Annotated in this window: 22 protein-coding genes; 17 read left to right on the top strand and 5 right to left on the bottom strand. The window is 43.5% G+C overall.

The window, feature by feature from the left end; genetic code table 11:
• The first annotated feature begins 138 nt into the window (after nt 1-138).
• The 5 genes from gspD to JMW85_RS11970 all read left to right on the top strand — a co-directional run bounded on the left by gspD (nt 139) and on the right by JMW85_RS11970 (nt 6,847).
• Nucleotides 139-2,385 carry a type II secretion system secretin GspD gene (gspD, locus tag JMW85_RS11990; RefSeq protein ID WP_201581938.1) on the top strand — a complete coding sequence of 749 codons (2,247 nt, stop codon included), beginning with the start codon at nt 139-141 and terminating at the stop codon, nt 2,383-2,385.
• A 237-nt stretch (nt 2,386-2,622) separates the two neighbouring features.
• Nucleotides 2,623-2,811, top strand: a complete 189-nt coding sequence (locus JMW85_RS11985; RefSeq protein WP_201581937.1) for a hypothetical protein — start codon at nt 2,623-2,625, stop codon at nt 2,809-2,811.
• A gap of 187 nt (nt 2,812-2,998) precedes the next feature.
• Nucleotides 2,999-3,985, top strand: a complete 987-nt coding sequence (locus JMW85_RS11980; protein WP_227681858.1) for a TatD family hydrolase — start codon at nt 2,999-3,001, stop codon at nt 3,983-3,985.
• A 168-nt stretch (nt 3,986-4,153) separates the two neighbouring features.
• Nucleotides 4,154-5,005 (top strand): tRNA threonylcarbamoyladenosine dehydratase, encoded by an 852-nt coding sequence (locus tag JMW85_RS11975; protein WP_227681908.1) that lies wholly within the window; start codon nt 4,154-4,156, stop codon nt 5,003-5,005.
• A 21-nt stretch (nt 5,006-5,026) separates the two neighbouring features.
• A complete protein-coding gene (locus tag JMW85_RS11970) occupies nt 5,027-6,847 on the top strand; it encodes a GAF domain-containing hybrid sensor histidine kinase/response regulator (RefSeq protein ID WP_227681856.1) in 1,821 nt (606 codons plus the stop codon).
• A 320-nt stretch (nt 6,848-7,167) separates the two neighbouring features.
• Here JMW85_RS11970 and efp read toward each other — a convergent pair whose 3' ends face one another.
• Nucleotides 7,168-7,743, bottom strand: coding sequence for an elongation factor P (gene efp / locus JMW85_RS11965; protein ID WP_201581934.1), 576 nt, complete (start codon nt 7,741-7,743; stop codon nt 7,168-7,170).
• A 167-nt stretch (nt 7,744-7,910) separates the two neighbouring features.
• Between efp and epmB the strand changes: the two genes are divergently transcribed.
• The 10 genes from epmB (at nt 7,911) to JMW85_RS11915 (ending at nt 19,675) form a co-directional block, all read left to right on the top strand.
• Nucleotides 7,911-8,918: an EF-P beta-lysylation protein EpmB gene (epmB, locus tag JMW85_RS11960; protein ID WP_201581933.1), complete on the top strand. Its 1,008-nt coding sequence runs from the start codon at nt 7,911-7,913 to the stop codon at nt 8,916-8,918.
• A gap of 202 nt (nt 8,919-9,120) precedes the next feature.
• Nucleotides 9,121-10,896, top strand: a complete 1,776-nt coding sequence (locus JMW85_RS11955; RefSeq protein WP_201581932.1) for a hypothetical protein — start codon at nt 9,121-9,123, stop codon at nt 10,894-10,896.
• Nucleotides 10,897-11,254: 358 nt separating this feature from the next.
• On the top strand, nt 11,255-13,342 hold the full coding sequence (locus JMW85_RS11950; RefSeq protein WP_201581931.1) for an EAL domain-containing protein: 2,088 nt from the start codon (nt 11,255-11,257) through the stop codon (nt 13,340-13,342).
• A gap of 289 nt (nt 13,343-13,631) precedes the next feature.
• A complete protein-coding gene (locus JMW85_RS11945; RefSeq protein ID WP_201581930.1) occupies nt 13,632-14,096 on the top strand; it encodes a c-type cytochrome in 465 nt (154 codons plus the stop codon).
• 218 nt (nt 14,097-14,314) lie between these two features.
• A complete protein-coding gene (locus JMW85_RS11940; protein WP_201582159.1) occupies nt 14,315-15,343 on the top strand; it encodes an AAA family ATPase in 1,029 nt (342 codons plus the stop codon).
• Between the two features lie 147 nt (nt 15,344-15,490).
• Nucleotides 15,491-16,552, top strand: coding sequence for a DUF58 domain-containing protein (locus JMW85_RS11935; RefSeq protein WP_201581929.1), 1,062 nt, complete (start codon nt 15,491-15,493; stop codon nt 16,550-16,552).
• Nucleotides 16,549-18,831: a transglutaminase family protein gene (locus JMW85_RS11930; RefSeq protein WP_201561018.1), complete on the top strand. Its 2,283-nt coding sequence runs from the start codon at nt 16,549-16,551 to the stop codon at nt 18,829-18,831. Before JMW85_RS11935 ends, JMW85_RS11930 begins: the two co-directional genes overlap by 4 nt.
• Before the next feature lie 99 nt (nt 18,832-18,930).
• Nucleotides 18,931-19,140: a chlorhexidine efflux transporter gene (locus tag JMW85_RS14465; RefSeq protein WP_201561017.1), complete on the top strand. Its 210-nt coding sequence runs from the start codon at nt 18,931-18,933 to the stop codon at nt 19,138-19,140.
• Complete coding sequence (locus JMW85_RS14460) at nt 19,104-19,349, top strand: PACE efflux transporter (protein ID WP_201561023.1); 246 nt, start codon at nt 19,104-19,106, stop codon at nt 19,347-19,349. The genes JMW85_RS14465 and JMW85_RS14460 overlap by 37 nt, the downstream gene beginning before the upstream one ends.
• A gap of 38 nt (nt 19,350-19,387) precedes the next feature.
• Nucleotides 19,388-19,675 (top strand): DUF4031 domain-containing protein, encoded by a 288-nt coding sequence (locus tag JMW85_RS11915; RefSeq protein ID WP_201561016.1) that lies wholly within the window; start codon nt 19,388-19,390, stop codon nt 19,673-19,675.
• An 87-nt stretch (nt 19,676-19,762) separates the two neighbouring features.
• Here JMW85_RS11915 and JMW85_RS11910 read toward each other — a convergent pair whose 3' ends face one another.
• Both JMW85_RS11910 and JMW85_RS11905 read right to left on the bottom strand, forming a co-directional pair.
• On the bottom strand, nt 19,763-20,281 hold the full coding sequence (locus JMW85_RS11910) for a DUF302 domain-containing protein (RefSeq protein ID WP_201581928.1): 519 nt from the start codon (nt 20,279-20,281) through the stop codon (nt 19,763-19,765).
• A gap of 173 nt (nt 20,282-20,454) precedes the next feature.
• Nucleotides 20,455-21,348, bottom strand: coding sequence for a LysR family transcriptional regulator (locus JMW85_RS11905; protein WP_201581927.1), 894 nt, complete (start codon nt 21,346-21,348; stop codon nt 20,455-20,457).
• A gap of 191 nt (nt 21,349-21,539) precedes the next feature.
• On the opposite strand from JMW85_RS11905, the gene JMW85_RS11900 reads away from it, so the two are divergent.
• Nucleotides 21,540-22,664, top strand: coding sequence for an S-(hydroxymethyl)glutathione dehydrogenase/class III alcohol dehydrogenase (locus JMW85_RS11900; RefSeq protein WP_055124643.1), 1,125 nt, complete (start codon nt 21,540-21,542; stop codon nt 22,662-22,664).
• A gap of 107 nt (nt 22,665-22,771) precedes the next feature.
• Here the strand turns inward: JMW85_RS11900 and JMW85_RS11895 are convergent, their stop codons facing one another.
• Both JMW85_RS11895 and JMW85_RS11890 read right to left on the bottom strand, forming a co-directional pair.
• Nucleotides 22,772-23,467 carry a haloacid dehalogenase type II gene (locus JMW85_RS11895; protein ID WP_201581926.1) on the bottom strand — a complete coding sequence of 232 codons (696 nt, stop codon included), beginning with the start codon at nt 23,465-23,467 and terminating at the stop codon, nt 22,772-22,774.
• Nucleotides 23,468-23,525: 58 nt separating this feature from the next.
• Nucleotides 23,526-24,194 (bottom strand): DsbA family oxidoreductase, encoded by a 669-nt coding sequence (locus tag JMW85_RS11890; RefSeq protein WP_201561012.1) that lies wholly within the window; start codon nt 24,192-24,194, stop codon nt 23,526-23,528.
• Nucleotides 24,195-24,520: 326 nt separating this feature from the next.
• Here JMW85_RS11890 and nfsB point away from each other — a divergent pair, with 326 nt between their 5' ends.
• Nucleotides 24,521-25,177, top strand: coding sequence for an oxygen-insensitive NAD(P)H nitroreductase (nfsB, locus tag JMW85_RS11885; protein WP_201581925.1), 657 nt, complete (start codon nt 24,521-24,523; stop codon nt 25,175-25,177).
• The last annotated feature ends 148 nt before the right edge of the window (nt 25,178-25,325 follow it).

Genomic DNA, 25,325 nt, shown 5'->3' with positions numbered 1-25,325 from the left:
TAAACAAGTATTTAGATAGTGCCACTTAAATAATGCCATTGTGGGCAGAATGTTAAGTGAGCAAAGCAATCATTGAGCACCTTAGCACACAATAAATCCAGTACATACTAAGCGACATCACTGTAGGTAATCATCAATATGGTAAGTTTTCATAATTTTTCAGTCACGCCTCTGTACCATGTTTTGCAGCGCCTGATGCGCCTGTGTCGTCCTCTTTGCCTAGCCTTACCATTATGGGCTGCCAGTACGGGTCTTGCGAGTGCTGAGAGCTGGAAAGTCAACTTACAAGATGCCGATATCAAAGCCTTTATTAATGAGGTGGCAACCATCACTGACCAAAACTTTGTCCTTGATCCACGTATTAATGGCAATGTGACGGTGATTTCCAATAAAGCTTTGTCGCGTGACGAAATCTATCAGCTGTTCTTGAGTGTGATGCAAGTCAACGGTATTGCAGCGATTGACTCGGGAACGACCATTAAATTGGTGCCAGATAATGTCGCCAAACAATCTGGCGTGGCTGTTGATTTACGCGGTGACAGTGTTGGTGAGGCGTTAGCTACTCGTGTTATTTATTTAACCAATACCCAAGCCGCAGAAGTGCTGGGTGTCATCCGTCCGCTTATGCCCCAATCAGCTCATGCCGCTGCCGTGCCTGGCGTCAATGCTTTGGTATTGTCCGATCGTGCAGATAGTCTTAACCAGCTGACTTCGCTTATCCGCGATTTAGATAGCAACGTCAATGACAGTTTGCAAGTGATACCACTACGTCACGTCGATGCTGAACGTATGATGGAATTGATTAGCGCCTTGGTTGCAAGCGCTGGTAGCGGGCAAGCACAAGGTGGTAACAACCAGCTTAAAGTCATCGCTGATACCTCTAGCGATAGATTGTTGGTGAAAGGCAGTCCGGAGATGATTGCTAAAGTCAAAGAGATGGTCAATCAATTGGACACCACGCCTACAAGGCGTTTGAGTGGTCTGCGCGTCTTTCGATTAAAGTACGCCAGTGCAGGTCATATTGCAGATATGCTACGCGGATTGCTCGCCAATCAATCTATTAATAGCGCTGGAGCAACGTCCTCGTTAGAGTCGGCATCATTGAACGATTCCAGTAGCACGGGCGCTACTTTGACTAATGAGTCTAGCACTAACACAACGAACAATGCGACGACCTCAGCGACCTCTGGTGCCAATTCGAGTAGTGCTGGTACAGGTGTTGGTGGGCGACCTTTTAGTATTATCGCTGATGAAACCCAAAATGCCGTTATCGTTAATGCAGCACCTGAGCTGATGTTTGAGATTGAAGATGCGGTCAATCAGTTGGACAGTCGCCGCGCGCAAGTATTGATTCAAGCGGCTATTGTAGAAGTGTCAGGTGATGATGCGACCCAGCTTGGTGTGCAATGGGCGCTTGGCAATGCCAATAGCGGCTACGGAGTCGTAAACTTCAATAACGTAGGCGCGAGTGCTACAGCACTTGCTGCCGCGGCGTTGGGTGGCGGTGCCGCCAGTATCAGTGCAGCAGCAGGCTCGATAGCTGGTGCTTTGATTGGTATTGGTGATAGCAGCAAAGACAGTCAGGGAAACACCCAGTTTTATGGGGCTATCTTGCAAGCACTTGATTCTTCTACCAGTGCCAATCTGCTGTCCATGCCATCAATTTTGACATTGGACAACGAAAAAGCCAGTATTTTAGTGGGTCAAAACGTGCCTTTTGTGACAGGCTCCTTTACCACCAGTGGCAACGATTCTAGCAACCCCTTTCAAACCATTGATCGTCAGGATATTGGTATCAATCTAAATGTCATTCCTCATATTGGCGACAATGGCACCGTACGCTTGGAGGTTTCGCAAGAAGTCTCATCGGTGGTACCGGGCAGTACGGGTAACGCCAGTGGTTTGATCACCAATAAAAGTCTCATCAATACGACGATTCTGGCTGATGATCAGCAGACCATTGCTCTCGGTGGCTTGATGCGTGAAAATAGCACCACGCGCCAACAAAAAGTCCCTGGCTTGGGTAATGTACCAGTCATTGGTCGACTGTTCCGCTCTGACAATGACACGACGCAAAAAAGTAATTTAATCATATTTTTACAGCCAACCATCCTACGTGATGGCAGGGCAGTCGCCAGTGTCACCGAGCGCAAATTCAACCAAATGCGCGTCCTGCAATTGGTCATTGATAAAAACGGTACCATCAAACAGCTGCCATTGAGCGGTACGGAAGGTTGGAATGGCGATGTTAGCGCAGATTATGAATTGATGCCGCTTAATCCCCTTGTGCCTAAGCGTGATCAGACACCAAAGTCTCAGTCTCAAGGTTTTACCAAAGTAGACAGTCCTAATAATGGTATGAGAACTTATCCTTTGAATCGTTAAGAATTCAAAAAAGCGCTTTATTAATGATAGGTTAATAAAGCGCTCGCCTCCTATTCTTATAGCATGTAGAGACACGGTGTAATAAATAAACTACGCCGTACATTAGCTTGCGTATTCATAACACAGATAAACATAGCAGTTTTTATATCGCAGTATACTAATGAGTAATTGAGTAGTAAGTATGAACACTTGCTGATAAATATTGCAGATAATGATATAAAGGTAGGGGTGAAAGCAATGACAAGTCATACAAATGCTAAAAAGTGGTTTTTATTAGCAGTCGCTGCCACCGCCTTATTAGTGATTCCTCGGCGTAGCAGTCGACAAGCTGATACCAGAGCGTTAGATGAGCACAATGTATCAGATGAGCACTCAGATGAGCAAAATGCAAAAGCCAATTATGATAATACTAATAGGGCGTGTTGAAGGTCTCTTTACTTATCAAAATCTCTTTTGTTGATTGGCATTTTTTAACTGTCGAAATCATTTTAAATAAAGTTGCCGTCCTAAAGTGTTCATTGACGTGATGATTGCTACAAAATGACAAATAATGTCTATTGAATGACAAATCACGGAACGCCTCGCTGAAAACTATTAATTTTGGAGTCTATCAATGACCCCTATCGCTTCACCTAAGATGATCAAACAGCCTTTACCTACTATTTATCCTCTCATTGACACGCATACTCATTTTGATGCCCCAATATTTGATGATGATAGAGAAATACTGACGCAGCAGGCTCACAATCAGGGAGTACGCCATCTGGTATTAGTGGCTTATCTATATCAGCATTTTGAGCGGATGTATGAGACTGAGCGCCTGTTAAATACGCTGTCATTACCTACGACAGCCAATGTCGATAGACAAAAAGTGTCAAATTTTAGTAGCCATATTGCGGTCGGTTTGCATCCTTTTTATATTAAACAACATACTGACGATCATTTAACCGCCATGGCAAAAAGGATTGCTGATAAACGCCCATTAGCAATCGGCGAGATTGGTTTGGACACCTTTACTGAGGCGATGAAAGCGCCTGACATATTTGCCAAACAAGTACGATTTTTTAAGGCACAATTGGACATGGCGGTGACTCACCAGCTGCCAGTGATGCTGCATATTCGTAAAGCACATGCAGAAGCGTTGGCCATACTAAAAGCGCATGACTACGATGCACACAAACTTGGCGGTATCGCGCATAGTTTTAGTGGTGGGACGCAAGAAGCCAAAGCATTTGTTAAGTTGGGATTTAAGCTTGGGGTTACCGGTCAAATCACTAATCCCAATGCTAAGAAACTGCGCCGTGCCATTCAAGCAGCGGTTGATAGCTATGGTGTTGAATGTTTGGTGATAGAAACGGATTGCCCTGATATGACGCCTATCATGTGTCAAATATCTGACCATGATTCATCAGTGCCAACTCAAAACTCAGACAGTGCACGGAGGAGTACAGCCGTACATAATAGAAATGTACCTGCCAATCTGCCATGGGTATTGCTAAGCTTGAGTGAGTTGCTTAATGTACCACCCGCCAGTCTTGCTAAGCAATTGTGGCACAACAGTTGCAGTGCTTTGCAAACAAAATGGGATTATCCGTCGTAGTAGTGCCACATATTTTAATCACTGACGGTTTATTGTATGGCTAGCCATTGATATGATAGTGAATGATATAGCCGTGAATAAAGAAATTGACGTAATATAAGCGCCACCAAAATAATTTAAAAGAGCATTTAATCTGTTATGAGTGAAATACAACCATTTGAGCAAACAATGACAGAGTCCATTGGCACCGAAGACGTTACAAAGACAGAAGAGCTTAGCGAAGAAAATGTGCAATATGAGCGCCGGTTTCAAGGTACGCGCACTCTTTATGGTACGACAGCTGTCACTACTTTTGCCGATGCGCATGTATACGTTATTGGCGTCGGAGGCGTTGGTTCTTGGGCAGCTGAGGCTTTGGCAAGAACGGCAGTGGGCACTATTACGTTGATCGATTTGGACGTTTTGGTTGCGTCCAATGTCAATCGGCAGTTGCCTGCACTAGACAGCACCTTTGGTGAGAGTAAAATTGCAGCGATGGCCACCCGTATTCGTGAAATTAATCCCAAAGTAACGCTAAACTTGATCGATGATTTTTTAACTGTAGAAAACGTCGCCACTTTATTGCCAAGTCGCGATGAAGCAAAAGCCGCTGTTGCTCAAGGCAGACCTATGGTTATTTTGGACTGCGTAGATGATATGAATGCCAAGCTTGCCATCGCGCTACATTGTCGTTTTAATAAATTAAAACTGGTTTGTGCAGGCGGCGCAGGTGGCAAGATAGACCCTAGTCAGATTAGGGTGAGTGACTTGCGTGACAGTTACCAAGATCCTTTACTTGCCAAATTACGCAATAAGCTGCGCCACGAAAAAGGCATTAATAGTACACTAAAAGAAAAGTTCGGGATCAAATGTGTCTACTCTACAGAGCCACCACGTGTAGATAAGAGTTGTCAGACAGGCGGTTTGCAGTGTGGTGGTTACGGCTCAGCAGTAGTGGTCACATCGGTGGTTGCGATGATTATGGTGAGTGAAGCATTACAGTTATTAATAAAACAGGCGGGCATCAAGCCGAGCGTCTGATCTTATTTAATGGAGTCTATCTTGTCTATATTTAACGCACCTAAACACAGCTACCCAGTGGCGGCAGATGAAGTAGAACGCATCAATAAGCTTAGGAAGTATCAGGTGCTCAACGACAATGATGAGCCTGCATTTAAGCGTCTAATTGATCTGGCAAAGCTATTTTTTGATGTACCAGTTGTGACCATTACTTTCATGGACGAGGAAACACAGTATCTAAAATCTGTCCAAGGACTGGGCGGTGTTTGCCGCACGACTCGTGAAGTGGCTATTTGCAATTATACCGTGCTCTCTAACGACGTCTTTGTAGTACCAGACTTAACTAAAGACAGTCGTTTTAGCCACAATCCCCTAGTGACAGAATCGCCGTACCTACAGTTTTATGCTGGTGCGCCAATTATCTTGCATGAGGACAATAAAAGCTATCGTTTGGGCTCGCTGTGTGTGATGGATATGAAGCCCAATCATGACTTTGATGAGCAAAAAGCAAAGGTGTTGGCTCAATTTGCGATGATGGCGGCTGATGCCTTGCAGCTACAGGATAAGCAGCGTGATGCCAAACATGCCAATGAGATGAAATCAGACTTTTTGGCCAATATGAGTCATGAAATCCGCACACCGATGAATGGCATTATTGGTATGGTGGAGATGCTCGGTGAGACCAAACTTAGCAGTGAGCAACAAGAATACGTGGACAATATCAAAGTTTCCAATGAGCATTTGATGGCGATCATTAACGGGATTTTAGATTTATCGAAAGTAGAATCTGGGAAAATGACCATTGATTCTATTCCTGTTAACTTATCTGCATTATGTAATGAGGTGGTCAGCCTCTTTGCTGTCAAAGCACGTCAGCGAGGGCTCATTTTAGACTACCATTATACCGAGTCGTTATCGCCCTATGTGCAAGGCGATCCGGTACGCCTCAAACAAATTTTAGCAAACCTTGTTAATAATGCGATTAAATTCACTCGTGAGGGTGGGCGAGTCACTATTGATGTCAAACATGTACCCAATTGTCATTGTGATGGTTTTGACGACGACAGCGCTGACCAATATCGCGCTCAAGGTATTTCGGCAAGTGATCTCAGCAAAATAACGGCTCAAGAAGCTATCAGTAATACCATCTATCATGAAGTCATGACCCTATGCATTGAAGTCACAGATACGGGTGTCGGCATCAAAGCTGAGTCATTGGATGCGATATTTGATGCTTATGACCAAGCAAATAAATTCACCCACCGTCTTTATGGTGGCACAGGTCTAGGGCTCTCGGTTTGTAAGTCTTTGGTTGATTTGATGGGCGGTTATATCGATGTGGATAGCGAAGTGGGTGTGGGCACTACGTTCAGTGTTTTATTACCGCTACCGACTATCGATGAAAACCAGTATGAGATGTGGCAAGAGTCAAATGACTTTACGATGATTGAGCCGACCCATGAGCGTGCTGGTCATATATTGTTAGTTGAAGACGATACCGTCAATGCCATCATCGCTAAAAAAGCCCTGAATAATAGTGGTCATACGGTCACGCATGTCACTGATGGGCAGCAGGCTATTGAGATTTTTGCGCTCTCACCTGAGCGTTATGATGTCATTTTAATGGACCATCATATGCCTATTTTAGATGGCGTACAGGCCACTATTAAATTGCATGAACTCTATGATCCTCAATCATTACCACCTATTATTGCGTTGACCGCCAATGCAATGGATGGTGAGCGTGAAAAGTATTTAAAAGTTGGAATGCAAGATTACTGTACCAAGCCTTTTAAACAAGAGCAGTTGAATGCATTGGTACAATATTGGCTGATACAGAAACACTCATCAGCAGAAGAGTAGCGGTTTGGTAGATATCTATAGAAGGTTATCCATCATCGCTGTCATCAATAGTGATAGTTCATCCACTATAAAAAACCACAGCGTTAACCTTGCTTGACATACTCCATATGAATTTTTACTCGGTTGCTTTGGAGTACTTTTTAATCAAATTAACTACAGAGACAATATCAAAGGCAATATTCATAAATAAAAAAAGCTGAACCGCTTTATCAGTGGTTCAGCTTTTTTGTGGAATAACAGCTAGAGGCTAACTGTTAAGTTCTATTATGTAAGTTCTATTATATAAGTCCTATTATGTCGAGCGCTACGACTTTTATATACTATTGGCTAACGCGAGTTTGATAGTCACCTGTGCGAGTATCAACACGTACGACTTCTTCTTGTTGTACAAACAATGGCACACGGACCACAGCACCTGTCTCTAGCTTGGCAGGTTTGCCGCCACCACCTGAAGTATCACCACGCACACCAGGATCTGTTTCGGTGATTTGCAACTCAACAAAGTTAGGCGGGGTTACTGAAAGAGGAGTACCGTTAAATAAAGTGATGGTACATAGGGCATTGCTGTTTTCTTTCAGCCACTTTATTGAATCACCCATCGCTGTTTTGTCTGCTTGAATCTGATCAAAACTTTCAGGGTGCATGAAATGCCAAAACTCACCATCGTTATATAGATAGTTCATTTCAGTGTCCATTACATCAGCAGCTTCTAAGCTATCGCCTGATTTAAAGGTTTGTTCCAATACTTTACCACTACGAAGATTGCGCAATTTGACACGGTTAAAGGCCTGGCCTTTACCTGGTTTGACAAACTCGTTTTCAAGAATGGCACAAGGGTTGCCATCGAGCATGACTTTTAGACCAGCTTTAAATTCATTAGTAGAAAAACTTGCCACAAGAGACTCCTAGGGGTTGTAAATATGGTGGTAGATAAGGGAATGAATAGCTTGCTGCGTTAAAATCGCTTATTACGCTAAGTGTTTAAAGGATAGGTCGTATGCTTTGATAGGCTACGCACTAAGAGCGTATAATATCGACTTTTGGGCACAGGTATTAGGTTGTCATGATAAACCATTTAATCACACAAAAAAACTGGCAAACGCAATTATCCGAGGCCATTACCTCTATTGATGAGCTGTTAAGCATCTTAAAGCTCGAATCATTGCGTGCAGAGGTTTATGTGCCTAAGCATTTTGAGCTGCGCGTGCCGCGTGGTTTTGTGGCAAAAATGAGTATCGGTGATGGTAATGATCCTTTGCTAAAGCAGGTACTGCCTGATCAACGCGAACAGATCAAAGTAACAGGCTATGTGGCAGATCCCTTGAGCGAAAATACACAAAATCCAGTGAAGGGTATGCTGCATAAGTACCAATCCAGAGTACTATTAACTGTTACGGGAGCTTGTGCCATTCATTGCCGCTACTGTTTCCGTCAGCATTTTGATTATAGTGCCAACATGCCGACGGCCGATGCAAAAGAAAATATCGTTGATTACATTACCTCACACCCTGAAATTAATGAGGTGATTTTGAGTGGTGGTGATCCACTGAATGTGACAAATAGGCGCTTATTTGCTTGGCTAGATACTTTGGAGTCTATTCCACAATTGACTACTATTCGATTGCATACGCGCTTACCGCTGGTCATACCAGCACGTTTGGACAATGCGTTATTGACGCGACTGTCTCAAAGCCGCTGTCATATTGTGATGGTGATCCATTGTAATCATGCCAATGAAATCGATGCCTTAACAGCAGAGCATCTGCAACGTGCTCGAGCGGCTGGCGTCACTTTATTGAATCAAGCAGTTTTATTAAAAGGGATTAATGATAGCATTGCTGTTCAAATACAATTAAGTCAGCGTTTGTTCTCTTGTGGCGTCCTACCTTACTATCTGCACGTATTGGACAAAGTTGCTGGTGCTGCACATTTTGATAACGATGAGCGGTTATCGGTTGAGCTTTATTGGTCAATGTTGGCGGCGCTCCCTGGTTACTTGGTGCCCAAGCTGGTAAGAGAGCTACCAAATAAACCTTTCAAAGTACCGATTGATATTTACAATGATCATTAATATAGGCACTATGTTATATTAAAAAATTAGTGAACAAAGAGTCGTTTTTAGAAAACAAGTATGCGGTTATATAGCTGCATCGTTACCAAGAATGGGTGCTGCCGATTTTGATGATTGCTGCTTCTTTCATCTTGTATAGCTATAGATGGCATAATTGAATATTTGCCCTCGGCCAAGTTACTCAAGCTTACTAGGAATACTGATGATAACTTTATCGACTTTTCAAGAGCACTTATCCTCCACAGAGTCATTGCCACTAGCCTCTAAACGATCGGCCAATGGACAAGAAGATTATTTGCTACAATTGTTAGCAACGTTACCCGCGAAAACGCAAGCACAGCAAGTTGAACAACTAGCAAAAATACTCAAAGTATTACGTGTGGCTAATATAGATGAGTCACAACGCCTTACACTCATGGCGACGGTGATAGATGCCTCAGATCAGTTAATTGCCACTTTGCGACAGTATTATATTTATGAGACAGGGGCGCTTAGCGACATTCAAATGGGTTATGTGGCTCAGATAAAGTCACTATACTATTCAATGATTATGGTTTATGACAGAGTAATACGCCATAAAATTTCATTACTAAATAATCAACGAAAATACGCTGCAAGCAATGGCTGGCAGCGCTATTTTAATGGTGATAAGTCTTCATCAACGACACTCGCCATTGCTATTTATCAGACGCTGCAGATGTATCAGAAGCTATTGGGCGAAGAAGCACTGTGCTATCAAAAACCCTCATCTTACTTATGGCACAAAATCAATCAACTGTATTACCTTGCTTATCAGTACCATGCGGCTGAGATTAATATGAGTGTTACGGCAGGCACCCAGCGTGCCAAGACGGTTCATCAGCTGTATTGCCAAATTTGTTTATACAGTCTATTAAATGTACGTGCCATGCGTCGTCCCAATATTCTGCTCGTCCAACGTTTGTTACCTGAATGGGCTAAGCATATCGTTGCGACGATTGAGCCAACCACCGAGACCCGCGTGTTCGTTGATTTACAAAGTGACAATCCGCCAACTTACCTGACGGCCAGTTCTACAATCAACCCATACGATGATCGCTATCACTGTTTATTTATAGAAATTGCCCCGCTGGTTGAGTATCTTAAACGACGCAAACAGGCTTTAGTTAAGGAAGGGGGTGACGGCGTTGAGAGTCACTTGCTTAATAAAATAGCGATGACGCTCAATTACCGCTATTTACAGCCGCCGCTCACTCTAGCGACTAAACATAGTGCGAAAGAAGACGCTGTTTTGATTACAGGTTTTAATAATATTCATTACCGGGTGAGCCATTCGCATAGCTTTACCAGTTTAATCGCTATAAAAGAGTTACCAGATGAGCAGCGTCCTCGTTATGATACCGTGAATAAAAAACAAGACAGCAGCCACGTATTAGCCAGTGAAACCTTTGATCGTAATGATGATTTGTCATTATTTCGTACCCTACGATTATCATCAACAGTAGATACTTTAAATAAAGACCGCTTTCATAAAGATGTCTTTCATAAAGACAGTGTTCATAAAGACAGTCTTAACATAGTGGCTGATGAGAATGCATCTGCGACGACTGCACCACCAGCATTACATATGATGAGCCTTTTTTTAGTCTGTCGATCTGATACAATCACGCCGCCTGATTGGTCGATGGGCGTGGCGCGCTGGCTTGATTTTGATAGTAAAAACCCGGAGATCGAGTGGCAAGTACTTGGACATCAGCTAGTGGCTTGTGGCTTGCGTTTAGAAGGTAAAGAAACGCGTAGTCGCCATTTTGTGCCAGCATTTATTCTTGGTAGAGATGAGCGGCTACAAACCACTGGTACTCTGATTGTACCGACTTCTTACTTTCAGACCGATGATAGAGTCATTATGCGTATTAATAGCAAACAAACCCCTTTACGTTTGGGACAGAGGTTGCTGATTACGGATGAGTTCAGCCAGTATGAGGTGGTGCAGCTTTAGTTTGTTTGAGCGTCTATTGAAAAGTTGTCAAATAGTAATGTCAATAAATACTGGCTTAAAGGCTACTTCATTGAATTTTTTATTCGATAATAGCAGTGAATAAATGTACTGAATAATGATGATAAGTTAGTCTGCAATCAGTCAAGTTATTGTCTATAATGATTGATACAGTTATGTTCGTTTATACGATGTTTTTGCTTCACCAAGATGTCGCCTTGATTCGAAAGACGATGCCAATCTACTAAAAACCGCTAAGCCTATCCCTGATAGTATTCTCCTTGCTGGGTTAATGCTTGGAAAAGGTGTAGGGTATCAAACCAAACATAAAAATAAGATCACAAGATCCAAAAGGCTTCTTATGCGTACTCAGTCCGTCTTAAATCTCTTAGTCATTGATGACGATCAGCTCTATGCTGAGCGCCTTGTGCACTTACTAGGTTGCTATTATGACACCATCAATTTAGGGTTTTTGGACGATAAAGAGGAGCTGTTAAAGTCACTTCGACAACCGTGGGATGTCTTGGTGTTTGGCAATGCTTATGATATGAGTTTCACCGATGTGGTGGGCGTCGTTCAAGAGCAAAGTATTGATTTGCCTATGATCTGCCTATTCAATGAAGAGATGGCAGCGTCCGCCAATAACGATGAGGGGCTACCTGATATTATTAGCGGCACGATGGTCAAATCGCTCAAAGTAGACCAAGAGATGGCAGTAGTGATGTCTATCTGTCTACAGCATGATAATTTACGCAGTCGCCGTGAGCTTAGAACGTTGCGCCATGTTCTCTCTGAAGCAGAGCAACGCGCCAATGTATTGATTAAAAACTCTAAAAGTGCGGTCGCCTATATTGATCAGGGTATCCATATTTTTGCCAATGATCCTTATCTTCAGCTTTTTGGTTTTGAGTCAATGAATGATGCCATAGGCGTGCCTGTTGTTGACCTGATTGCAGGCGGTGATAACGTTAAGGGTTTCAAACAGTTCTTACGTCAATTTGATAAAGGTAGCCGCCAAGAAGTCGAGTTCAATTTTGAAAGTAAGCGGATGGATGGCAGTACTTTTGAAGCAAAGCTACAATTGGCAGCCGCGACCTTAGATGGCGAACCGGTGACGCAGGTTATTATCCAACAAAACCATAATAATAGTGCGGAAGTCGCTAAGCGTTTGGCAGCTGCTGAATGCAAAGACAGCCTGACAGGAATCAACAACCGCCGCGGCTTTGAAGAACAAATGGCAATCGTGTACCAGCAAGCACGTCAAGGTGTACTGACGGCTGGGCTTTTGTATATTCAGCTCGATAATGTCGGTAAAATAAGAAGCAGTCTAGGTTTGCAAGGGGTAGATGCGACCGTCAAGCAAGTCGCCTATGCGTTAGATGAGCTGATATCAGACGGGCATGTGAGTCGTTTTAGTGATACTGCCTTTACCATACTGGTCGAGGACAAGAGCACCACAGAGCTTGAAACACTGGCTAAGCATATTGGTTCACATATCAGTGATATGCTCATTGAAGTAGATAAGCGTACGACCAGTACGACTGTCAGTATTGGTATTGTCAAAATCGAAACCAATACAGCAGAGCCAAGTATCGTGCTTGAACGAGCGATGGATGCCATCAATCAGATTATGATAGAGACCTCTAATCATGGCGGCACTTATCATTTGTACGATCCAAGCGAGCATGCCAATAGTGATGATCATGCGCTTGCCGAATCTTTAGTTGATGCCATTGCCAATAGCCGTTTTGAGTTATCTTTCCAGCCAATATATGATATTAACAATGACCGAAGCGACTTTTTTGAAGTATATCTGCGGTTGCCATTGGCGGATGCGGACAATACGATATTGACGCCTGATCAATTTATGGCAGTCGCCAAGACGCATAAATTGCTCGAAAAAATAGATCGTTGGGTGCTCATCAATGCCTGTAAAAAGGTCAATGAGGTACGTAAAACACATCCTGAAGCCAGATTGCTAGTGCAATTGACTAGTGCCTCATTGATAGACAAAAAACTGCCTAGTGTTGCCAGTCAGCTTATAAAAGCGGTGGGCGGTGCAGCTGGTGTGCTCACCTTGCAATTCAACGAAAAAGACGTCTCAGACCATCTTACAGTGGCAAAAACACAGTTTGCCGCCCTTAATCAAGTCAGCTGTCAGATGGGCATCAATAACTTCGGTTCTTCTGCCAAATCCATAGAGATTGTCAGTTTTGTGCAGCCAGATATGGTGCGTTTAGCACGCAGCTATGTGGATGGCATTGACTCAGCAGACAATTTAGAAACTGTCAAATCACTTATTATGCGTACTAATGAAGTCAATGTGGACGTATTGATGCCTTATATTGAAGATGCGGCGACCATGTCCGTTGCTTGGAGCGTGGGCGCGCGCTATTTACAAGGCTATTATCTAGAAGAACCCAGCAGTACGATAAAGGTTGCGACCTAACGTCATTTAGGGTGCGTTTGATACGCAACTATCAACAGTGCCTATTTATAGAATACTCTACACGGCTTAATAGTTCATAAATTCTTTATCGTCATATATTACAAAAGTTTTACTCAAACTGTCCTATAAGCGTTGTTTATTGGCTCGATATGCCCCAATAAATAACGTTATGTTTTTAAAAGCAGCTATTTAGACGTGAAGAGGGTTCCACTTTGTATGTGTTTGACCCTACCTTATCATTTTTATTGTTCACCTATAGCTGACATTCCTTAACCAAAGATTGCCGAAAATGTCCATCATTAATAAATATCAAATAAGCAGTATATTTGCTGCTGTTTTATTGCTCAGCGCTTGCGGAGAAAGTACGCCACCGGATCATCGTGCTGCTGTAACATTGCCGATCTATACGGAAGGTGATGCTGATAACGGCGCGATCATTTATCAAGACGCTTGTGGTCAATGTCATCAGCTGAATGCGGGGCTCAACAAAAAAGGTCCGCAGCTGATGAATATATACGGTGCACCCGCCGCTGAGCTAGAAGATTACACCTATAGTGACGGGCTAAAAACATCAGGTTGGGTATGGGATGCGCAAACGCTCGACCCTTATATTGCGGATGCAGAAAAAGGCATGCTAGACTCAAAAATGCTATCAAACCCGATGCCCGATGCGCAAGAACGCGCAGATGTCATCGCTTATCTGTCAACGCTTCGTGCCGCCGTGCCGATAACTGAAGATGACTCAAAGCAATAGCCAGTTTATGGTGTGTCCTCAAGCTAAACGAAAGCGACTAAATGGGCTAAAGATGGTTGAATTTTGCTAAACCACGCCAAACAATTGGTTAATATCTTAATATTATCAGCGCTATTTTCCTTGTTTGGCTGCCATTTATCTCATTTTTGTCACCACTTTCAAAATAAGAACACGCCCTAGAAACACTAATCCCATAAGAAATGAGCCAATAATTGACTATGACCCACGCAGCTATCGATAGAGCCATTACAACACCACATCAGTCAGCAGCAGAGGTGATTCATAAGTCGCCCTTTAGCGCTGCCGATTATCGTCACAATCAGCAAAAAATTGCCCAACTTATGGCGCAGCTAAATCATATTGTGTTAGATAAGCCGCAAGTGGTTAAGCTTGCGCTGAGTGGTATTTTGGCAGGTGGACATCTGTTACTGCAAGATCTGCCGGGTATGGGCAAGACGACGTTGGCGCAAGGCTTGGCGCAATTATTAGGCTTGAGCTTTAGCCGTGTACAGTTCACCAATGATATGCTGCCAGCAGATATCTTAGGCATGAGCATTTATGATCAAAAGAAACAGCAATTTGAGTTTCGAGCAGGTCCTATTTTTACTCAGCTGCTACTCGCTGATGAGATTAATCGCTCTAGCCCTAAGACGCAAAGCGCGTTACTAGAAGCGATGGAAGAACGGCAAGTCACTCAAGATGGGCAAACCTATCCTTTGCCGCAGCCGTTTTTTGTCATTGCAACCCAAAATCCTTTGCAGCAAGCAGGTGTCTATCCGCTTCCTGAATCACAGCTAGATAGATTCTTACTATGCTTGTCGCTTGGTTATCCGTCGCCTACCGCAGAGCGTGAGCTATTAAAAGGTCAGGATCGCCGCGAGCTACTAAAAAATTTAGATGCGCTGCTTGATACCGAGGCGGTCTTATTAGCACAGCAAGGTGTTAAACACGTTTATGTTGCGGATGTGGTCTTGGATTATCTGCAGCGATTGGTCGCAAAGACACGAGCAAGCTCCGAGTATCATGGCTTATCACCGCGTGGAGTATTGTCGCTACAGCGTGCTGCGCAGGCTTATGCGTACGTATCGGGGCATGTGGAAGTGACACCTGAGGATATCCAAGCGGTGTTTGCCGCGGTCACAGATCATCGTCTCGGTCAGCGCTTTGTCCCAGCGCATGTGACTGGTGGGCAGGCGACGCAGACCATCGCACAACGTATATTGGCAGAAGTGGCTGTTATCAGTTAAATGATGGTTATTTAAATAGTTGTTACTTCAATCACTATTATCTGAGTATTTATTTTTTAGCTGCTTGTTGTCTCATGGCGTATTTGTTTTAAAACTATCACCAATTGTGAATGAGAGTATCAATTTTATGGTAAGGATAGTGTAGTCATGAGCTTTTTGCCAAAAGCCTTAACCGTACCAGCCACTTCCACATTAAGCCGTTGGTTTGCCTCGCGTGCGCCCAAAAGCGATAGCGCCCCCCTCAATTTGCGTAACGTCTATATCTTTTTTAGCCGTGAAGGGACGCTATATGCAGTGTTATTAATCATCACCTTTATCGCTGGCATTAACTATGGCAATAACTTGGTGTTAGGTTTATGTTTTTATTTGGTCAGCGTCTGGCTTATCAGCTTTCATGTAACCTTTGCGCACATTTCAGGTCTGCAAGTACGTTTGCTTGAAGTGACTATGGCAGAAGCGGGCGCGCCTGTTTGGGTGACTTTACAGTTGCGCAGTGAGAGCCGTCAACCAAGACGACAGTTGTTATTTAGCTTTGAGCAGGCTGATGACAAGGTTAGTAGCAAGCCTAATAATAAAACAGATAAAAAAGCCTATAAAAAAATCAAACATGGTGCTGATAATAAACAGTCGATACTTGTGACACGACTGCAAGGCGAGCAAATTATTCGCTTGCCAGTACCGACGCAGAATCGTGGGCAGTTTGAATTACCACGCTTAAAAATTAAAACGGTTTATCCTTTGGGTATTATGCAGGCGTGGTCCTATGTTTATTTTGCCCGTACTGCTTGGGTCTATCCAAAACCTGAAGTGTTTGATTGGCAGACGCAATATGCCGTTGCCAGTCAGGAGGATTTGCCAACAGGTGGGCAATATCGGCAAGGTCAAGATGATTTTGAGCGGCTAGATAACTACGTTGAAGGCGAGTCTCTGGCACGGGTGTCGTGGGGACATGTAGCACGTGGTCAAGGCATGTTGACCAAGCACTTTGCTGATCCAGTCGGTCATGAGCAAACGTTGGATTATGCGGATATGCCAGCAGCACATCATGAGCAAAAACTGGCACAACTGGCGTATGGGGCGATGAAATTAGGTGAGCTGGGCGTGATATTTCATATGCGCTTACCCAATGACACCCATTCTACTGCACCAATGGGTGAAGGCGACAGTTTTGCACAAGCGTGCTTGCTAAGGTTGGCGAAAGCACAATGACTAATAGGACCAACTCAAAAAAAATCCCTACAAAGGAAGCTGAAAACACATTTATAGGTTTTCCTGAAACAAGTCCCACAAGCTTTGAGCAGTTGGCACTGGGTCAAAACGTCACTGATCGTGTTCTACAGGATAGCGCTGCAAAATGGACTCGTAAGCTATTCGCCTTACCTGCTTATTATTGGGTACTAATTGCTCAAATTACCGTTATTTTACCTCATGCGGCGCATCTGCCGTTTTGGTTGATAGGTTTTGCGGTGGTCAGCATCGCCGCCCAGCTACCGTCTATAAAAGCTAAGTTCAAAAAAATAGCGCATTTAAAACGTGTCTATCAAGGCATGCAAATGCTCGGCTTTTTATTGGGGCTGGCAGGTCTATGGCTGACTTACAATACAGCGTTTGGACTGGATATGGGCGTGGCGTTTTTAGTGCTATGTCTCATTAGCAAGCTGTGGGAGGTGTATAAACGGCGTGATGCTTATGTGGTATTAAACCTATCATTGTTTGTACTGGCGGCATTGTTTTTGATGGATCAAGGACTGTTTACGACTTTAGAAGTTGCGATTGGTGCGATTATCGTGTTGCTCGCGTTCATTGCATTAAACGATGATGGCAATGCTCGTGGTGATGGTCGTCTGCGTACTTTGTGTGTGCTGGGTGTTGGTGCGCTACCGTTATTGGTGGTGTTGTTTTTGTTTTTTCCACGTTTACCACCGCTATGGTCCGTTCAGCTCTCAGGTCAGCAAGCAACCACGGGTGTCTCCGACAGTATGTCACCTGGTGATTTTGCTAATTTGGGACAATCAACTGAGCTGGCATTTCGGGTAGAGTTTAAAAATGACCGCCCACCACAGCAGCAGCTCTATTGGCGCGGTTTGGTATTTAGTGACTTTGATGGGGTGACTTGGCGTCCTAGCCCTCAGCAGCGACAGTGGCAATCGGTATCGCAAAGACCCACTTGGATTGAAAACGTGTTTGCTACCGTTCCTGAAGCCGAGCAAGTAGCACCAAACAGCTATCAAATTATCTTAGAACCTACCCAACAAAACTGGTTATTTGGACTTGATTACCCGTTTACCAATCAACCAAATATTAGTACTACCTCAAATTTCACGTTATTAAATAACCAACCTATTACGCAGCAATTGCGCTATAACGTATTACAGTTCTCGTCGATGCGTATCGACCCTATACTCAGTGATAACTCAAGGCGTCGAAATCTAGCATTGCCAAGTGAGGGTAATCCACAAACACGAGCATTGGCTAAGCAGCTTTTTGCGCAGTCAGGCTCTGATCCTGTGCGTTATATGGTGGCTATTGAGCGCTGGATCAATCGAACGGACTTTCGTTATACACTATCGCCGCCACGGTTAAATGATAACCGTATTGATGAGTTTTTGTTTAATACCAAGGCAGGGTTTTGTGAGCATTACGCTTCAAGCTTTACCTTTATGATGCGCGCAGCTGGCGTACCAGCACGAGTCGTGGCAGGCTATCAAGGTGGCGAGCTAAGTCGTGGCGGTGATGTTTGGGAAGTGCGGCAGAAGGATGCGCATGCGTGGACTGAGGTTTGGCTAGAAGGTCAAGGCTGGGTACGTGTTGATCCCACTGCCTTTGTTGCTCCTGAGCGTGTGGAGCAAGGGATGGATGCGCTAACACAGTCTCAAGGCGCAGCAATGTTTGGTGATGGTGCAGGTGCGCAGTTTAACTATCAACAGTATCAAATGCTACAAACCTTACGTCGTTTCTCAGATCAAGCCAGTTATTATTGGCAAAAAGACGTCGTTGGCTATGATAAGGATAAGCAAGCTGGCTCATTGCTTAAATGGTTCAATATCAAATCTATCATGCAGCAAGTTATCTGGTTGGCGGCGAGTGCTATTACGGTCATGGTTATTTTGGTATTTATCATCTGGTATCGACGCCGCAAGCACTGGCATCCAGCAGATTTGCCACTTATGCAGCTGTCACAGCGTATAGCTAAGCAAGATAAATCATTAGCTCGTACCGATAGCGAGGGACAGCTAGCATGGCTTGAGCGCTTAGCCAGTGCTATTGATAGTCGCAATGATACAAATGTCAATGATGAAGCTAAGACAAGTAATGCTAGTACATTAACGGACAGTGATCATCCTGACGTTATTCAAGAAAAAATCACGCAAATCAGACAAGATTATCGTCAGCTACGCTATGGACGTTTAAGTACCGTTGAAATCAATGACAATGGATACCAGAAAGTACTTAAGCAGCTGAAAAAAAATGTACACGATTTATTATAAGTCCATTTAGCCAGCAGTACTTATTAACTAGCAGTACTTGTTAGCGACAGTTATTAGCGATAGTGAGCGGACAAATGATAGATAAATTTGGAACAAACCATGCGTAGCACTAAAGACCGTATTCGCCATGCCTTAGGGTTTGAAATCATCGGTCTATTGATTTTTGCACCGCTAGCAAGTTGGGTATTTGGCTTTGAACTGCATTCAATGGGTGTAATAGCATTGGCAGGCTCTATCGTCGCGACGGTGTGGAATTATTTTTATAATATCTTATTGATAATGCCCTGCTTAAACTACGTGGTGATGTAAAAAAGACAGTTCCTATACGAATATTACACGCTGCACTGTTTGAAGGTGGTTTGCTGGTGCTGTTTTTACCTGCCATTGCTTGGTACTTGGATATCAGTTTGTGGGATGCTTTTAAAATGGATATCGCTATGGCGACATTTTATTTGGTATATGCTTTTGTCTTTAATTGGGTTTACGACAGAGTGTTTCCTATTGTTGAAGCTGATTGATGCTTCAGGACAAAAAATGAATAGGCAAGGTAGGATGTATGGCGATATATGTGGATTTTATGCAAATAGAATTTAAAGGCTATAAGTGGTGTCATCTATTAGCTGATACATTACAAGAATTGCATGATTTTGCAGCATTGATTGAATTAGATGCGCGCCTGTTTCACCGTAACGCCAGCTATCCGCATTATGATGTCACTGTGCAGATGCGAGAAACAGCGATTGAGTATGGTGCAATTCCTGCCGATCGAAGAAAAATTATCGAGTGTGCAAAGAAGCTAAGAGTAGAATTACATACACAAATAGCACAGTCCGATTGTTTGTAATAAATGCATAAACAAATAAAAAGGTGGGTTATGTTTTGGCTAACCCACCTTTTCTGTTTTTTTAGGTCGTGTTTTTTGAGTGTAGTATTACTTAGCAACCGCTGCTGTGCTGACCGCATTTAATGCTTTTGAGATATTATCAATGACGGTATCACAGCCTTCGATATTATGGCGGTCTTTGAGATATTCAGGATTATTGTACGACAACCAAACTTTTTTATCAGCATCTTCACTGATGAGGATTTTTTGTGGTAAGTCGATAGCGACGCTTTGCTCACAATTCATCAATGGCGTACCCGCTTTTGGATTACCAAACATAATCACTTGCGTCGGTCTTAATGTTAAATTGACACCTTGGGCATTCTTTTGGTGATCGACGCGTGCAAATACTTTCATACCTTTGCTTTCAATAATTGCCGCCAGTTTATCAGCAGTATCTTGCACGGAATGATTGCTTTGCAGCGTAACCAAGCCTTTTTCGGCATTGATAGCAGTCATCGTTGCTGGCGTTGATGGCATCTTATCAGGCGCGTTTAAAATATTTCCCACACTGGCGCAAGACGATACGGCCAAAGCTAGGGTAGCGATAGAGAGAATCTTAAGCATGAAAAGTCCTTTTATTGTCATTGTTTATTCAGCAAATGATGGCTGACAACATCGAATATTTAGTGTGAACCATAATATTCCTTGTGCTTAGTAGCATTGTGCGTAATAAACCGCGCATAGTAAAGCCTCGCATTGCAACACACCTTAAAAAATGCCTAAGCCAAAACGCATAGCTAAACCAAATGCTCTGCTAGATAATCGACGAGCAGTCTAATCTTTGGCGATAAATGACGGTTGTGTGGATAGATGGCCCAGATACTTTCTTCAGGCTCTCGATAGTTATTCAATAAGCTGACCAGCTCACCTGATGCTAAGTATTTTTGCACATAATAATCAGGCAGCTGCACGATACCCAGACCTTTTAACGCAGCATCAACTAGACTGTGACCGCTGTTATATTGGACACTGCCAGACACGCGCAGGTTTTTTTCTTTATCAGCATTTTTTCCAGAATCTATTTTGCCATCTTCTATAAAGTGCCAATAGTCACGCGTGCCAAGTAAGCAGTTATGCTGACTCAGATCGCTCAAAGAATGTGGCATGCCGTATTTTTCGAGATAAGCGGGCGCAGCACAAACGAAGTTGGTACGACGGCTGAGCTTTTTTGCCATCATCGTCGAATCACTTAATTTGCCGATACGAATCGCCAAATCATAACCGCCATCAATGAGGTCGATTTTTTGATTGCTCAAAAATGCCGTCACTTCGATATCGCGATATTGCACCATGAAATCATTGATCAATGGCAATAATTGCTGCTCGCCATAAGTGACAGGAGCGGTCAGTTTAATCCTACCTTGAGGCTTTGATTGTAAATTGCTCACTGCTTGCTCAGCCGCATCCAAGCCATCGAGCACCCCGCGGCAATGCTGATAAAACACGCGACCTTCTTCAGTCAGTGATACCTTACGCGTCGTGCGATACAGCAGTTTAATATTCAGTCGCTTCTCTAACGCGCTTATCTGCCGACTGACTTGCGCGGTAGAAATGCCCAATTCTTTTGCCGCGCGCGTAAAGCTTTCGTAATCTGCTACATAAACAAATTCGCTAATACCATCCCAGCGCATGATTATTACCACTGTGTAAAAGATATTTGCAAATATAGCACATTGTTATCGCTATAGAAAAAACTATAATAGTCAGTATAAAGCTTTACAGACTGCTACAACTGCCGCTTGCCTCCATTCAACAAGCAAGATAAGCTGAATAGAGGGCTGCGCTTAATAACCCATAAAATGAATTAAAAAGAGAGATAACGATGTCAGATAAATTTATTAAATCAAAAGCCGCCATTGCTTGGGGCCCGAATGAGCCACTATCTATCGAAGAAGTGGATGTCATGCTGCCCCGTAAAGGCGAAGTATTGGTAAAAATCGTGGCAAGCGGCGTCTGTCATACTGACGCTTTTACTTTATCTGGTGAAGACCCAGAAGGCGTATTCCCAGCGATTTTAGGTCATGAAGGTGGCGGTATCGTTGAGCAAATCGGCGAAGGCGTCACCAGTGTGCAAGTTGGCGACCATGTCATTCCTTTATACACAGCAGAATGTGGCGTCTGTAAAATGTGTACCTCAGGCAAAACCAACTTGTGCTCAGCGGTACGCGAGACCCAAGGTAAAGGCTTAATGCCAGACGGCACTACGCGTTTTTATAAAGATGGTGAGCCTATTTATCATTATATGGGCTGCTCAACCTTCTCTGAATATACCGTGTTGCCTGAGATTTCTTTGGCAAAAGTGAACAAAGAAGCACCATTAGAAGAAGTCTGCTTATTGGGTTGCGGTGTCACGACTGGTATGGGTGCGGTCATGAATACGGCAAAAGTCGAAGAGGGCGCGACTGTTGCTATCTTTGGTCTAGGCGGCATTGGTCTATCAGCGGTCATCGGTGCTGCAATGGCAAAAGCAAGTCGTATCATTGCCATTGATATCAATGAGAGCAAATTTGAGCTGGCTAAAAAGCTTGGCGCGACTGACTGTATTAACCCAAAAGACTACGACAAGCCAATCCAAGAAGTCATCGTTGAATTGACTGATGGCGGCGTTGATTATTCATTTGAGTGTATCGGTAACGTCGATGTCATGCGTTCAGCGCTTGAGTGCTGCCATAAAGGCTGGGGCGAGTCGGTCATCATCGGTGTCGCTGGTGCTGGACAAGAAATCTCTACTCGCCCATTCCAGTTAGTGACTGGTCGTGTCTGGCGCGGTTCAGCATTTGGCGGCGTAAAAGGTCGCAGTGAATTACCAGGTTATGTTGAGCGTTATTTGGCTGGTGAGATTCCACTACAAGATTTCATTACCCATACCATGCCATTAGAAGATATTAACGAAGCGTTTGATTTGATGCATAAAGGTGAAAGTATTCGTACGGTTATTCATTTTTAAAAATCATTATTAATAATAGTGATTATAGATTTAGCCTTATAAAATAGCAGTATGCTAAACCAAAAACGCCGTCCTTATATAGGGCGGCATTTTTTTGGTATTGGCAATTATTTTTGAGCGGAAAAAATTATCTGTTCGGCAAGCGTGGTTAGATTTGCTGCGACAAAGTCTGGCGCTGGAACGTTTGGCGCTGATAATAAAGCATTGTGCGGTCGCGTGAGAAATGCCCCTCGGCAGCCAACTGCTTGCGCGCCAATCGTATCCCAAAGATGACAAGCGACAAGGCACAAACCCGATACGTCAATAGACAATGCGTGAGCGACCATTTGGTAGGTTTCAGGTGCAGGCTTGAATCTTGCTACCTGCTCAACACTAAAGTGCTGTTCAAAAAAATGGCTGATGCCGGCTTTTTCAAGTGGGGTCGGGGAAGCGCTATTTGCTGAGTTGGTCAACGTCACCAGTCGAAACCCTGCCTCACGCAGCTTGGTTAATGCTGGAACTACATCAGGGTGAGCAGGCATTTTGCTCATACGCTCTTTTAATTCGTCGACATCACTATCTATCAGCCTAACGTTATGAATATCAGCGGTCATCTGTAAGGCACTGACGCCAAGCTCGCCAAAAGGCGTATAAAGTCCTGATAACGTCATGGTTTGCGAATATAGCACCAATTGCGCAAACCATTCTCTTAGTAGCATTTTATTGCCAAATAGGCGAGCGAATAATGGTTCAAGAGTGGTAATGTCGAGTAGCGTCTCATTGACATCAAACACGATAATAGGAAGGGATTTATCAGAGGACATAAGGGATCCTTTTAGGAATAGCAAACGAAATCTTGCCAAAAAAAATTTTTCAGAGAAGCTAGTCTGGCAAGTCAGCCAACTGCTGCAAGATATTCTTGAAATTTTCCACGCCTTGTGCACCGCTAACCAGATGACGCTTATTAAAAATTACCGCTGGGACGCTTTGAATGCCTTGTTGTTGCCAATGTTGCTCTTCTGCGCGCACCTCTTTAGCAAACCTTTGGTCTGCTAACACGGCTAGTGCCTCATCACGATCTAGTCCAATCTCTGCTGCGATATCAGCAAGCACGGCATTGTCAGAAATATTGCGACCATTGGTAAAATGAGCGACGAATAACGCCTGCTTTAAGTCATGCATGCGACCTTGCTGATCTGCCCAGTGCAGCAATTGATGCAAGTTGAACGTGTTGTGCATGCGCGTGTCATCGTTAAAGTTAAACGTAAAGCCAACCTCATTACCCGCTTCCATTAATCGAGCACGGCTAGCATCAGATTCTTGCTTGCTCGACCCATATTTCTCCATAATATGTTCACGCATATTTTGTCCTTCGCGTGGCATATTTGGATTAAGCTCAAACGGATGCCAGTGAATCTCGTGTTCGGTGTTGGTTTGCTTGAGGGCTTCTGCCAGCTGGCGGTAACCAATGACGCACCAAGGACAAACAACGTCTGAGACGATATCGATGCGTAGTGGCTGCTCTGAGAATAACTGCTTTGAATGTTCCATATCTATCTGCCTAATTCAGTATTTATTTTTTATATAAGCTGTCTGTGGTCGACCGCCTTATAAATCAATGCTCATTATCAATACTAATTAACTAATGCTAAGAGAATGAGGGAACGATTACAATATCGTCTAAGTTACTGTTTAATGAGTGTCCGTCTAATAAGTATCTGCTTAAATAACTGTTCAAATACCTGCTCAAATAACTCAGCGATGCACTGAATCATCAGTAACGTAATAACAAAATAGGTGACTACTTAACCAATCTGTAACGGTCATCAAACGGGTTTTTGCTTAAAGTGGCGGTACTAAAAATCTTGGAGTCATAAATGAAAAATATCACTGAAGCCATGAACTGGCGTTACAGCACCAAAGAGTTTGACGCCAATAAAAAAATATCAGCAGCAGACTTTCAAAGTTTAAAGGATATCCTACGACTTAGCCCATCAAGCACTAATATTCAGCCTTGGCATTTTGTGATCGCTGATGATGAGGCTGGCAAGGCACGTATCGCAAAAGGTACGCAAGGGATGTTTGATTTCAACACGGCAAAGGTGAAAGATGCCTCACACGTCATCATTTTCTGTAGTCGTATCTATGCTGATGATGAGTTTTTGCATGAAGTATTGGATAAAGAAGATACGGATGGTCGCTTCGCAGAACCAAAATTCAAAGAGCAAATACATCAAGTGCGCAAGATGTTTTTGGACATTCGTCGTTATGAGCAAAAAGACGAGCCACATTGGCTGGTCGAGCAAGTGTATCTAAATATGGGTGCATTATTACTGGGTGCTGCTACTTTAGGCATTGATGCCGTACCGATGGAAGGCGCTGATCTAAAGGCACTCGATGAAGAGTTTGAGCTACGTAGCAAAGGCTACACAGCTGTTGCCGTTATCTCACTTGGTTATCGTAGTGAAGACGATTTTAATGCCGATTTGCCAAAATCTCGATTGAGTGAAGCGAGCATAATTACTAAAGCATAATGCCCGACTGGTATTTTTAACTGACTATATTGAACTCAAATAGCGTTATAAACGGCCTGTTTATAGCGCTATTTTTTTTGCTAATAAAGTAAGTGTTTGAGTTTCATTTACAGAATTGATAATGAATAAGCGAGATAAAATAGTGAGA

This window comes from Psychrobacter glacincola (genome assembly GCF_904846075.1).
GTDB classification, from domain to species: Bacteria; Pseudomonadota; Gammaproteobacteria; order Pseudomonadales; family Moraxellaceae; genus Psychrobacter; species Psychrobacter glacincola_C.
The sequence above is the reverse complement of the archived record's forward strand: the minus strand, read 5'-3'. Positions and strand labels throughout refer to the sequence as shown.

Bases quoted from the DNA above. Each gene is read 5' to 3' on its own strand.
- JMW85_RS11915 (WP_201561016.1), top strand. From the start codon at position 19,388: ATGGCGATATATGTGGATTTTATGCAAATAGAATTTAAAGGCTATAAG.
- JMW85_RS11910 (WP_201581928.1), bottom strand. From the start codon at position 20,281: ATGCTTAAGATTCTCTCTATCGCTACCCTAGCTTTGGCCGTATCGTCT.
- JMW85_RS11895 (WP_201581926.1), bottom strand. From the start codon at position 23,467: ATGTCCTCTGATAAATCCCTTCCTATTATCGTGTTTGATGTCAATGAG.
- JMW85_RS14465 (WP_201561017.1), top strand. From the start codon at position 18,931: ATGCGTAGCACTAAAGACCGTATTCGCCATGCCTTAGGGTTTGAAATC.
- JMW85_RS11900 (WP_055124643.1), top strand. From the start codon at position 21,540: ATGTCAGATAAATTTATTAAATCAAAAGCCGCCATTGCTTGGGGCCCG.
- epmB (WP_201581933.1), top strand. From the start codon at position 7,911: ATGATAAACCATTTAATCACACAAAAAAACTGGCAAACGCAATTATCC.
- JMW85_RS11905 (WP_201581927.1), bottom strand. From the start codon at position 21,348: ATGCGCTGGGATGGTATTAGCGAATTTGTTTATGTAGCAGATTACGAA.
- JMW85_RS11985 (WP_201581937.1), top strand. From the start codon at position 2,623: ATGACAAGTCATACAAATGCTAAAAAGTGGTTTTTATTAGCAGTCGCT.
- JMW85_RS11940 (WP_201582159.1), top strand. From the start codon at position 14,315: ATGACCCACGCAGCTATCGATAGAGCCATTACAACACCACATCAGTCA.
- gspD (WP_201581938.1), top strand. From the start codon at position 139: ATGGTAAGTTTTCATAATTTTTCAGTCACGCCTCTGTACCATGTTTTG.
- JMW85_RS11890 (WP_201561012.1), bottom strand. From the start codon at position 24,194: ATGGAACATTCAAAGCAGTTATTCTCAGAGCAGCCACTACGCATCGAT.
- JMW85_RS11950 (WP_201581931.1), top strand. From the start codon at position 11,255: ATGCGTACTCAGTCCGTCTTAAATCTCTTAGTCATTGATGACGATCAG.
- JMW85_RS11955 (WP_201581932.1), top strand. From the start codon at position 9,121: ATGATAACTTTATCGACTTTTCAAGAGCACTTATCCTCCACAGAGTCA.
- JMW85_RS11930 (WP_201561018.1), top strand. From the start codon at position 16,549: ATGACTAATAGGACCAACTCAAAAAAAATCCCTACAAAGGAAGCTGAA.
- JMW85_RS11980 (WP_227681858.1), top strand. From the start codon at position 2,999: ATGACCCCTATCGCTTCACCTAAGATGATCAAACAGCCTTTACCTACT.
- nfsB (WP_201581925.1), top strand. From the start codon at position 24,521: ATGAAAAATATCACTGAAGCCATGAACTGGCGTTACAGCACCAAAGAG.
- JMW85_RS11945 (WP_201581930.1), top strand. From the start codon at position 13,632: ATGTCCATCATTAATAAATATCAAATAAGCAGTATATTTGCTGCTGTT.
- JMW85_RS11935 (WP_201581929.1), top strand. From the start codon at position 15,491: ATGAGCTTTTTGCCAAAAGCCTTAACCGTACCAGCCACTTCCACATTA.
- JMW85_RS11975 (WP_227681908.1), top strand. From the start codon at position 4,154: ATGACAGAGTCCATTGGCACCGAAGACGTTACAAAGACAGAAGAGCTT.